This is a genomic window from Stenotrophomonas sp. GD04145, from assembly GCF_029835135.1.
Taxonomy (GTDB): Bacteria; Pseudomonadota; Gammaproteobacteria; order Xanthomonadales; family Xanthomonadaceae; genus Stenotrophomonas; species Stenotrophomonas maltophilia_P.
Genome location: NZ_JAODZG010000072.1, coordinates 1 through 10593, shown reverse-complemented (window position 1 = coordinate 10593; position 10593 = coordinate 1). Strand labels below are relative to the sequence as shown.

Here is a 10593-nt window from a genome sequence, read left to right as displayed (position 1 = left end):
CGCGAACCTGCCCCGCCCGGCCAAGCGGGCTTCCGCTTTACGCAGCCAAGCAGCCAGCCACGAGGGGCTGCGCCGTTGGCTGGAAACTCAGTACCGCTTGATCCCCGGTACCGTGCACCCTTCCAGCTGTGCATGTGCCGACACCGCGTTCTCCTTCTCCCCGCGCGCCAGCCGTGACTGCTCGATCGTCGCCCAGTGGCGCCGGCACAGCGGCCCGGTCTTCGACCCCAGATCGATGGCCTTGCGCGCGAACGTCTCCGCCTCCGACCACTTGCCCTGCAGCAGGGCGATTTCGGCCCGCTCCTGCAGCACTGCGGGGTCTCCGGCGACGATCTGCAGCGCCTGGTCCAGGCTGGCGGCGGCGGCCGGCAGATCGTTGGCCTGGCGCTGCGTCAGCGCGGTCTGGCGCAGATCCTCAACCTGTGGATCGCGCAGCGGCTGCACCGACAGTTCCTTGTCATCCGGTCCCGCCGCCGCTTCGACCGCAGCCAGGCGCTGCACCGGCGTGGTGGTAGCGGCGACCGGCTTGACCACCGGCGGCGCGCTGCTGACACAGGCGGCCAGCACCACAGTGAGGCCGGCCAGGGTGAGCGGATGCAGGAAAATTCGAAGCGTCATCGGATTCATCGACTCGGAGGAGGAGTGGTCGCCGCCGGCGCGGCTGCGGGTTCTTCCGCCGGTTCCGGCTTGCGATCCAGGCCGAACCAGCTGCGCCAGCCACCGCCTTCGCTGCCGGCGCCGTCCTGGGCTTCGGGCGAAACCGCCGGCGCGCAGGGCGCATATGCCGGCGCATAGCCGACCACGAACGGGAAGCGCCGCGCGCCCGGACAGCCCTCATCGGTACTGTTGGTGCCGCTGGCGGCGATCGGCTGCCAGTCCAGCCCCTTGTTGCTGACCCGCAGCGGCGCGCTCGGCAGGCGCTGGAAGATGCCCGACCACACGCGCATCGCACCGGTGGCGCCATACAGCCCGGCCTGCTCGTTCTGGTCGTTGCCCATCCAGATCACCGCCAGGTGGTCGCCGGTGTAGCCGGCATACCAGCTGTCGCGGCCATCATTGGTGGTACCGGTCTTGCCGGCCGGCTGCAGGCGGCCCAGGCCGTCTGCGTTGAGGCGCTGCGCGGTGCCGCTGGCAACCACCTGCTGCAGGCCGATGCTGATCAGGTTGGCCGCGATCGAATCGCCTTCCTGTGCCGGCGCAGGCGACTTGTCATAGCGCTTGAGCAGCTTGCCCTGCGGATCAAGCACGCCACGCACCGCGTGCAACGGCTGGATCTCGCCGCCCGAGGCCAGGAACTGGTACAGCTGCGCCATCGCATACGGGCTCTGGTCGGTCGAGCCGAGAATCACGGCCGGATTCGGTTCGGCCTTGATGCCGGCCAGCACGTGGATCAGCTGGGTCACACGCTCTGGACCGACCTGCATGCCGACCCGCACCGTGGCCTGGTTGTAGGAATTGGCCAGCGCATCGATCAGCCGCACGGTGCCATGGCTGCGGTTGTCCGCATTCCCCGGGCTCCAGTTGCGGCCACGGCTCAACTGGACGGTCACCGGCGAATCGTCAACCCAGCTCGCCAGCGAGTAGCGGTCTGGCTGGGCCAGCGCCAGCAGGTACACGAACGGCTTGAGCAGCGAGCCGACCGGTCGCTGCGCCTCGATGGCGCGGTTGAAGCCGACCTCGGAGACCTCGCGGCTGCCGATCACTGCCAGCACGTCGCCGTTATGCACATCGGTCAGCACCATGCCGGCCTGCAGCTCGGGACGGCGCTTGCTCTCCAGCCACTTGATGGTACGGGTCACAGCGCCTTCGGCGTAGGCCTGCGCGGACGGCGACATGCCGGTCATGACGCTCAGGCCCGCGCCCTGCAGTGCGGACTCGGGATAATCGTGGCCGAGCTGGCGACGGACCAGATCGACATAGGCCGGGAAGCGGTTGGCGGCGACCAGGCCCGGTGTCTTCGGCACCCCCAGCGGAGCCTTCAGCGCCCGCTGGTATTCGGCATCGTCGATCAGCGCCGCTTCGCGCAGCTTGCCCAGCACGAAGTTGCGACGATCCAGCGCACGTTCCGGGTTGCGCCGCGGGTCGTAGTAGGACGGGCCCTTGACCAGGCCGATCAACAGCGCGATGTGCTCGGTTTCCAGCGACGACAGGTCGCGGCCGAACCAGAATTCGGCGCCGGAGGACATGCCATGGATCGCCTGGCTGCCGCGCTGGCCCAGGTACACCTGGTTCAGATACGCCTCGAAAATGGTGCGCTTGTCGTAACGCGCTTCCATGATCAACGCGTACAGCACTTCATTGAACTTGCGGGTGAGGGTCTGCTCCTTGCCGATGCCGAGCAGGCCGCTGCGGGCCAACTGCTGGGTCAGCGTGGACGCACCCTGCCGGCTCTGCCCGCCGGAACGGACGGTCACCCAGACCGCACGGGCGATGCCCGACAGGTCGATGCCGTGATGGCGGTTGAAGTCCTTGTCCTCCACCGCCTGCAGGCCGGTCACCAGCAGGTCCGGCGCCTCGTCCATGCGGATCAGGCGACGCTCTTCCTGCTTCTGGCCGTACAGCGTGGCGATGCGTGCCGGATCCAGGCGGGCGGCCTTGAGCGCCTTGCGGCTGTCCGCATCGCGCAGCGACGCGACGGTGCCGCCAGCGAGCGACAGCTCGACGCGACGCGCGGCCACCCGGCCATCGACGTCGGCGTAGCCACGGCTGGCAATGACGAAGCGGCCACCCTTCACCGCGTAGGTGGCCGGCTCCCTGCCTTCGCCGTCATCGCGGTAGGCGGACGCGGCCAGTTCGGTCTTCAGGGTCGCCGCATCCATCGCCTTGCCGGGCGTCAGCACCAGCGGGCGGGCGTAGACACGGGTCGGGATCTGCCAGCGCAGCTCTCCGAAACGCTGGGTCACCTGCTGGTTGAGGTACAGGGTGTACGGGATCAGGAAACCCAGTCCCAGTGCGACCGCTGCCATGCTCCAGGTGATCAGCCTGCGTCGCCAGGGCGAGCTGCCGCCCTCCTGGTCGTCGTCGTCGAAATCGTCGTGGTCGTCGGAATCGTAGCGTCGGGGCACGGGAAAAGCATGGCAGGGGCGTCAGCGGAGTCTACCCCAGCCCTTTCCCCAAGACAGGTTCGATCGGTCGTCCGTTCAGCGATGGCCCGGCGGCAGCGGACCGGCCCGGCCGCGGATGCCGTCCCACAGCCCCTTCAACATGAACCGCAACCGAATCCAGCGCGGCGCCAGGAACAGCCCGTTGCCCACCAGCTTCAGCAGCAGGCGTGGCACGTCCTGCGCGATCCAGACCCGCGGCGTATAGGCGCGCCCGTAGAGCAGCACGCGGTTGCGCATGATGAAATACAGGCGGAACGGCTTGTGCACGATCACGCCGTCCGGCTTCGCCCGCGACGGCAGCAGTTCCTCGCCGATGCTGTGGCTCATCTGCGCATCGCAGATTCCGTACAGCGCGTGGCCACTGCGTTTGGCGCGGAAGCACCAGTCCATGTCCAGGTTGTCGATGAACAGGCTTTCGTCCATCGCACCGATGTCACGCAGCGCCGACATCGGCACCAGCGATCCGGACGTGATGAGGAAGTCGCAGGAGATGCGCTGGCCCTGGCCGCCACGCAGCTTGTGGTTGAAGGGGAAGCCGAAGCGGACGAACGGGGCGAGCATGCCGCTGCGTGCGTCGCGGAACTGCGGTCCCACCGCAGCGATCCGCTCATTGACCGCCAGCTCGACCAGCGCGGTGCCCAGCACGTCGACCATGCCTGGCTCCAGCACGCTGTCCTGGTCCATCAGCAGCACGTAGTCGAACCCCAATGACTGCGCCTGCTCATACGACCGGTTCAGCGCACTGCCGAGCCCGACGTTGTGCGGCGAGGCCAGCAGGCTGATGCCGGGCGCCGCGCCCAGCAGCGCTTCCACATCCACGCCACGGCTGCCGTTGTCGAACACCACCAGATGCCCGACCTGCTGCAGCACGCGGTCGACCACCCGCCGCAGCAACTCCGGATCGGGGCCATAAGTGACGATCACGGCGCAGACGCGGTGCGCGTCGAAGGCAGCACGCGCTGCCGGCATCTGCGAAGTCATTGGATTCCCTGCACGAGGTCGCTGGCCGCCGAACGCAGGCCGTTGGAAAAACGATGATAGCGGCCACTGCCCAGCTCACGGGCGATGTGCAGCATGCGGGACGGCAGCCGGGCTGGCGCGCAGGCCCGCGCCTCGGCATGGCGCAGACGCTGGTCCAGTGTCGCCAACTGTGCGGCATCCAGTGCCGGCCGGCCCAGCCGCGCCTGCTCCTGCAACGAGCGCAGGCGGGCCAACGCCGCCGCGAGATAGGTGCGGCGCGCGGAACCACTGCCCACGGCCCGCTCCAGCAGCCCGCGCTGGCGCGCGCCCACCTGGTTGTCGCCATGCTGCCGGTAGTCGGTGGTGATCGCTTCGATGCTGTCCAGTCCACCGCTTGCCGCCGCCACCAGCGCCAGCCATTCGTCATGGATCCAGCCCTTGGCCACCGGCAGCGCCTGCGTGATCAGGCCACGCCGCAGCGCGGTCACGGCGCCGGTCACCAGATTGCGGCCCATCAGCAGCTCGAAGCCTTCACCGCGGTGTTCCCGGTCCAGGTCGCGGCGGCTGATCGACAGCGCCTGGAACAGGGTCGCCGGCAGCGGTCGGCCCTGCGCATCGACCAGCCGTGCATCGCTGTGCAGCAGTTGTACCGTGGGCCGCGCGGCGAACGCCTGCAGAAAGGTGGCGACCTTGTCCGCATGCCACACATCGTCCTGGTCGCACAGGAAGACGATGTCGCCGCTGCAGGCCGACAACGCGGTTTCGAAATTGCGCACGTAACCGACGTTCTGCTCCTGCTGCCGCAGCACCACCTCGATGCCGGCCGCACGCAGCGCTTCAGCCTCGTGCAGGAGCACGGCCCAGGTACCATCGGCAGAAGCATCGTCGACCACCACCACCTGTGCCGGCAGTACGCTCTGCGCGGCGATGCTGCGCAGTTGGGCGGCGACATGGCGCTCACCCTGCCAGGTACACAAGGCAACGGAGACGGTGGGTGCGACGCTGGACATGTTCTGGGGAGCGGCCGGAGCGGCTGGACTATACCCGACTGGCACCACCGGCACGAATGGTCGTCGCATCAGCGCGGCTGCGGCTCGCCACCTGCGCGCCGCAGCCGCTCCTCGAACGGCGGCAGTTCGGCCAGGTCCGGTTGCAGCTGCCGCGCCTGCTCGGCGGCGTGCGCGGCAAAGGCCAGATCGCCACTGCCCAGCCGTTCGCTGCCGATCGCCAGCCAGCGCTGGGCCAGGCGCAGCCGTGCGGTCGGCAACCCGGCGTCGGTCGGCGCCAGCGTCTGCCACGCCTGCAGACAGGCGCCGGCGGCCTGCACCCGGTTCTGGCGCAGGTTGTCGTCGAAGCACTGGCGGCTGGCCGGCAGCAGCCGCGTGGCAGCTGCTTTAACGCGGGTGTCGCGTGGGGCCAGCGACTGCGCTTCGCGCAGCGCATCGAAGGCACTGTGCCCGGGCGGACTGATCCATTGCCCTGCACGCTCGGCGCGTTCGACCTGGCGCAGGTGATCACGCAGCAGACGCTCACGCTGGCTGTTGCTGATCGACGGCTGCTGCAGGGCCTGCTGCGCCTGCCGTGCACGCTGCAGGCGCTGCTCGAGCTGCTGCCTGGCCGCTGCCGAGGCCCCCAGCGACGCTGCCAATGCGGCATCGCGCTGTGCCGCCTCGAACTGGAAGTCATCGGCCCGCTTCTGGCTGCGTGCGAGGACCGCCTGCAGTGTCTGCTCCCGGCCGCGCTGGGCACTGGGATCGTCGGCCGCCACCGCCAGGACCGCCTGGAAGCCCGCCGCCGCCGCTTCCAGCTGCTGTCGTTTCAACGCACGCTGCGCCTGCCGCAATCGCTGATCCATCGCCTGCGCCAATGCTTCCTGGCTGGCCGGCAGGTCGGCGTGCCCGGCATCGAACTGACGTGCCCGCTGCACCACCGCGGCCGCGTCGGCCAGATCACCTCGCGCGGCCAGGGCACGCGCCTGCTGCAGCAGGTCACTCAGTGCATCCTCGCGACCTTCCAGCGCCGATAGGTTGTCCGGCTGCAGGGCCAGAATGCGCTGGAACATCGGCAGGGCGCTGCTGTCGCCGTCATCCAGGCGCCCGGCGGCGAGTGCGTTGCGCGCCTGCGCGAGCATCGCGCCAATCCCTGCCCCGGCCGTGCGACGTGCCTGCAGCTGGCGCGCCAGCGCATCGGTCTGGCTCTGCGGCACCTGCAGCTCGCGTGCCAGCGCCAAGGCCTGCGCACTGGCGTCCAGATCCCCGGCCTGCAACCGGTCCCGCGCCTGCTGCAACGCAGCGGCACCGGTCCGTGCCAGGCCCTCGCGCGCCTGCGGGCGATCGCCGTCGAGCGCAAGCGCGGCCTGGTAGCGCTCGCGCGCACCACTGCCATCAATGGCGGTCAGCCGTCCCGCCGCCAGCGCACGATCACCTTCGGCCAGCAGCTGTTCGATCTGCGGTTCGTCCCAGAACCAGTCCGCCAGCGGCTTGCGCAGCAGCACCAGCAGCACGAACACCGCCATCGCCGCCACCAGCGCCCAGCGCCAGACCCGGCGCGCATGCCGCGCCTGCAGCCACCACCAACGGCCTTCACGGCGGACGCGGTCCAGCGCAGGATGATCGGCGCCGTGAGGGCGATGCGGAGGCTCGCGTTCCATGCGTGCAGGGTAGCCGGGGTGGCGTGAAGCTCAGCCGAGGCGACGTGCCTCGCTGACACCGGGCAAGGCATCGAGCTTGCCCAGCAGCGTCGACAGCTGGCCGTAATCGCTCACCTTCAGCCGCAGGCGCAGGTGGGCGCGGCCGCTGTTGCGCACGTTGTCGCTGTGGATGTCGAGCACGTAGGCGTCTTCCTGGGCGATCAGGTTGGTGATGTCCTTCAGCAGCCAGCGGCGATCGACCGCATCGACCACCACGTCCACTTCGTAACCGCCGCCCGCCTGCCCCCATTCCACCGGCAGAATGCGTTGCGGGCTGGCCGCGGCAAGGCGGGCCAGCGCTGCACAGTCTGCGCGATGCACCGTGACACCCCGGCTACGGGTCAGGTAGCCGACGATGGGTTCGCCCGCCACCGGCTGGCAGCAGCGTGCCAGCTGCACCAGCAGGTTGCCCACGCCCTGCACGGTGAACTTGGACTTGCCCAGGTTCTCGCGCCGTGCGGTCGGGCGTGGCAGGGTCGGCGGCGCTGGCTGGCTGGCCGCACGTTCGGCCTCCAGCAGCGCGCGGCTGATCTGGTTGGGGCCGGTATCGCCCAGCGCCACCTGGATGTACAGGTCGTCGACGCTGTCGGCATGGAACTTCTTCGCCGCGGCCGCCAGATCCGAATGCTGCAGCCCGAGCCGCTTGAGCTCGCGCTCCAGCAGTTCGCGGCCGGCCTGCACGTTGCGCGCGCGGTCAAGCTTGTGGAACCAGCTGCGTACCTTCTCGCGCGAGCGGTTGCTGGCCAGGAAGCCGTTGGCCGGTATCAGCCAGTCGCGGCGCGGATCGGCCTCCTTGCCGGTGAGGATCTCCACCCGGTCGCCGCTGCGCAGGCGGTAGGTCAACGGCACGATGCGGCCGTTCACCTTGGCGCCGCGGCAGCGGTGTCCCACCATGGTGTGCACCTGGTAGGCGAAGTCCAGTGGCGTGGCCCCCTGCGGCAGATCCAGCACTTCGTCCTTCGGGCTCAGCGCATAGACGCGGTCCTCGGTGAGCTCCGCATCCAGTGCCCCGGCCAGTTCATTGCCCTGCCCGTCCTGCGCCTGCTCCAGCAGCTGGCGCATCCAGGTGATCTTGCGGTCGAAGGACTTTTCGGCGCCCTTGCCACCTTCCTTGTACTTCCAGTGCGCAGCCACGCCCAGTTCGGCCTGCGCATGCATCTCGTGGGTGCGGATCTGCACTTCGATGGTGCGCCCTTCCGGGCCGACGACGGCGGTGTGCAGCGAACGGTAGTCGTTGGCCTTGGGTCGGGCGATGTAATCATCGAACTCGCTCGGCACCGGCGCCCACAGCGCGTGCACCACGCCCAGCACGGCGTAGCAGGCCGCGACGTCGTCGACCATCACCCGCACCGCACGGATGTCATACAGCTGGTCGAACGCCAGCCTCTTCTTCTGCATCTTCCGCCAGATGCTGTAGATGTGCTTCGGCCGCCCGCTGACCTCGGCCTTGATGCCCTGGGCCGACAGTTCGCGCGAGAGCACCTTCTTGACGTTCTCGACGTAACGTTCGCGGGCGATGCGCGTTTCATCCACCTCGCGGGCGATGCGTCGGTAGGTGTCCGGCTCCAGATGGCGGAACGCCAGGTCTTCCAGCTCCCACTTCAGCTGCCAGATGCCCAGGCGGTTGGCCAGCGGGGCATGGATGTCGCGGGTCAGCTGGGCCAGCGCGCGGCGCTGCTCCTCCTCCAGCCTGTCGGCCGCGCGCATGCGCGCCAGCTGCCGCGCCAGCAGGATCGGCACCACCCGCAGGTCGCGGATGATCGCCAGCAGCAGCCGGCGCAGGCCCTCACTGTTGCGTCCTGCCTCGCGACCGGCGTGCAGCGCCCATACCGGGTCGGCCGCGTCCTGGCCGTCGAGCAGGCCGATCACCGCCGCCCGGTGGCTGCCAAGCGGCAACTGCTCCAGGTGGGCGCGCAGGCCGGGCAGGTCGAACAGCAGGGCCGCGACCACCGCGCCTTCGTCCGCCGAGAGCATTGACAGGGCATCGAGGGTGTCGCCCAGCACCGACCAGCTGGCGCGCATCTGCGTGTCAGTCCCGGCAGCTTCCCAGTACTCGCGCAGGGCCTGGCGCAGCGGAGCGGGCAGCACCGCTGCCGAGGGACGGTTCAACAAGGCATCCAGGCCGGGGACGGAAGCGCGGTTCACAGCATCGAGCAGGCAAGACAGAGGCCCCTACACTAGCGCCGGCACCGTTCAGGGACAATCGCCACCGCTGCATCGCCGGGCATGAGCACATGCCGCTACACTCGCGGGCAAACCCCGGAGAGACCTGTCATGCCTTCCATTGTCCTGTGCGCCCGTCCACGGCTGCTGGCCTGTGCCGCCGTGCTGTTGTCCCTGTCCGCGCCCGCCCTGGCGCAGCGCGTGGTGGAGGGCGATCTGCAGCAGCAGATGTCACCGGCCGAGTTCAAGGCCGCCGGCCTGGACAAGCTCAGCGCCGCCGAACTGGCCTCGCTCAACCGCTGGCTGCAGGGCAAGGTCGAAGCCGCTGCCACCGAGGCGGTTGCCGCCGTGCGCGAGGAAGCGCGCGAGGAGGGGCGACAGGAAGTGATCCGCAAGAACCGTGGCTTCTTCGACTTCGGCAGCAATGAGCCGATCACCGGTGTGCTGCAGGGCGAGTTCCGCGGCTTCGGCAAGGGCCGCGTCTACTCGCTGGACAACGGCCAGCAATGGGAACAGACCGACACGACGTCAATTTCCGGTGTCCGCAGGCAATCGCCCAAGGTCAGCATCACCCCGGGCGTGATGGGTGTGTGGTACCTGAAGGTCGAGGGCGTCAATACCCAGCCCAAGGTCCGTCGCACCAAGTAACGCGCAATCCGTCCGAATGCAGCCGGGCACTGCCCGGCTGCACGCTTCATGCCTGGCGCAGTGCCGCCACCCGCTGCGCCAGCTTCTTGGCCGAGATGCCGGTGCGCGCCCCCAGTTCCTGGGCGAACAGCGAAACCCGCAGCTCCTCCAGATCCCAGCGCAGCGCCTGCCACTGTGGCCGCTCGCGCAGGCCCTGCTGTTCACCGGCAGCCAGCGCCTCCAGGAACGGATGCAGTTCCAGCATGCGCGCCTGGTCACGTGGCGGGTCACGCTTGGCACGTTCGGTGCGAAGGATCATCGCCTTCAGGTAACGGGGATACTGGGCCAGCGCATCAGCCGGTGTGTCGCGCAGGAAGCCGGGGTGGATCAATCCCGCCAGCTGCGCTTCCATGTCGTCCAGGTTGCCCCGTGCCCAGCCCATCAACGGCGCTTCCAGCATCGGCTTCAGTTCCGCCACCAGCGCCAGGATGGTCTCGGCCAGCTTCAGCCGCGACATCGCCTCGCCAAACAGGGCCTTGGCTGCATGCTCGCGGCGCTGTTCGAAGGCCGCCGCATCGCGGATGTCTTCCAGTCCTTCGGCCAGCACGGCGTTCATCGCCGCATCCACCAGATCGCCTCGCAGGCGCTCCTGCGATTCGATCGCCGCATACAACAGGCCCGTCTTGGCACCGACCGGCAGCTGCTTGCGGGCCTGCTTGACCTTGTCGGCCAGCGCGATCTCCAGCAGGCGGCGCACGCCCAGTGGGTGGGCCTCCTCGGCCTGCTGGCGGTCGGCGAAGATGCGCAGGGCCACACTGTCACCCTCGTCCAGCAGCGCTGGATAGGCGGGCACGCCCGCCTCACCGGGTACCTGCAGTGGAATCGGCGCAGCCGGGAAGGTGCGCAGCCCATCGGCCGCCATCTCGCGACCGGCACGCGCGGCAAAGGCATCACCGGCTCGGCCGCCGAATCGCGCCCGCAACGCGTCGAGGTCGCGTGAGGTGGCCAGCACCTTGCCCTGCTCGTCGCGCAGTCGCAGATTCATGTGCA

8 protein-coding genes are annotated in these 10593 nt (G+C 69.1%); 1 reads left to right on the top strand and 7 read right to left on the bottom strand.

Annotation, left to right across the window (positions count from 1 at the left end):
- Positions 1-87 precede the first annotated feature (87 nt).
- The 6 genes from N7367_RS18820 to N7367_RS18795 all read right to left on the bottom strand — a co-directional run bounded on the left by N7367_RS18820 (position 88) and on the right by N7367_RS18795 (position 8898).
- Entirely contained in the window at positions 88-627 is a 540-nt protein-coding gene (locus tag N7367_RS18820; RefSeq protein ID WP_279942994.1) for a hypothetical protein, read from the bottom strand.
- Positions 624-3065: a penicillin-binding protein 1B gene (gene mrcB, locus N7367_RS18815; protein WP_279942993.1), complete on the bottom strand. Its 2442-nt coding sequence runs from the start codon at positions 3063-3065 to the stop codon at positions 624-626. Before mrcB ends, N7367_RS18820 begins: the two co-directional genes overlap by 4 nt.
- Positions 3066-3140: 75 nt before the next feature.
- Positions 3141-4085: a glycosyltransferase family 2 protein gene (locus N7367_RS18810; RefSeq protein WP_279942992.1), complete on the bottom strand. Its 945-nt coding sequence runs from the start codon at positions 4083-4085 to the stop codon at positions 3141-3143.
- Positions 4082-5074: a glycosyltransferase family 2 protein gene (locus N7367_RS18805; protein ID WP_279942991.1), complete on the bottom strand. Its 993-nt coding sequence runs from the start codon at positions 5072-5074 to the stop codon at positions 4082-4084. Before N7367_RS18805 ends, N7367_RS18810 begins: the two co-directional genes overlap by 4 nt.
- Before the next feature lie 68 nt (positions 5075-5142).
- Positions 5143-6714: a hypothetical protein gene (locus tag N7367_RS18800; protein ID WP_279942990.1), complete on the bottom strand. Its 1572-nt coding sequence runs from the start codon at positions 6712-6714 to the stop codon at positions 5143-5145.
- Between the two features lie 30 nt (positions 6715-6744).
- Positions 6745-8898, bottom strand: a complete 2154-nt coding sequence (locus N7367_RS18795; protein ID WP_279942989.1) for a bifunctional (p)ppGpp synthetase/guanosine-3',5'-bis(diphosphate) 3'-pyrophosphohydrolase — start codon at positions 8896-8898, stop codon at positions 6745-6747.
- A gap of 129 nt (positions 8899-9027) precedes the next feature.
- On the opposite strand from N7367_RS18795, the gene N7367_RS18790 reads away from it, so the two are divergent.
- On the top strand, positions 9028-9564 hold the full coding sequence (locus tag N7367_RS18790; RefSeq protein ID WP_279942988.1) for a hypothetical protein: 537 nt from the start codon (positions 9028-9030) through the stop codon (positions 9562-9564).
- Between the two features lie 46 nt (positions 9565-9610).
- Here N7367_RS18790 and N7367_RS18785 read toward each other — a convergent pair.
- Positions 9611-10593 (bottom strand): DUF3418 domain-containing protein (locus N7367_RS18785; RefSeq protein ID WP_279942987.1); only part of this gene is annotated, 983 nt, incomplete at its 5' end.

Coding starts and splice junctions, on each gene's coding strand:
- N7367_RS18820 (WP_279942994.1), bottom strand. CDS start 627: ATGAATCCGATGACGCTTCGAATTTTCCTGCATCCGCTCACCCTGGCC.
- N7367_RS18810 (WP_279942992.1), bottom strand. CDS start 4,085: ATGACTTCGCAGATGCCGGCAGCGCGTGCTGCCTTCGACGCGCACCGC.
- N7367_RS18805 (WP_279942991.1), bottom strand. CDS start 5,074: ATGTCCAGCGTCGCACCCACCGTCTCCGTTGCCTTGTGTACCTGGCAG.
- N7367_RS18800 (WP_279942990.1), bottom strand. CDS start 6,714: ATGGAACGCGAGCCTCCGCATCGCCCTCACGGCGCCGATCATCCTGCG.
- N7367_RS18790 (WP_279942988.1), top strand. CDS start 9,028: ATGCCTTCCATTGTCCTGTGCGCCCGTCCACGGCTGCTGGCCTGTGCC.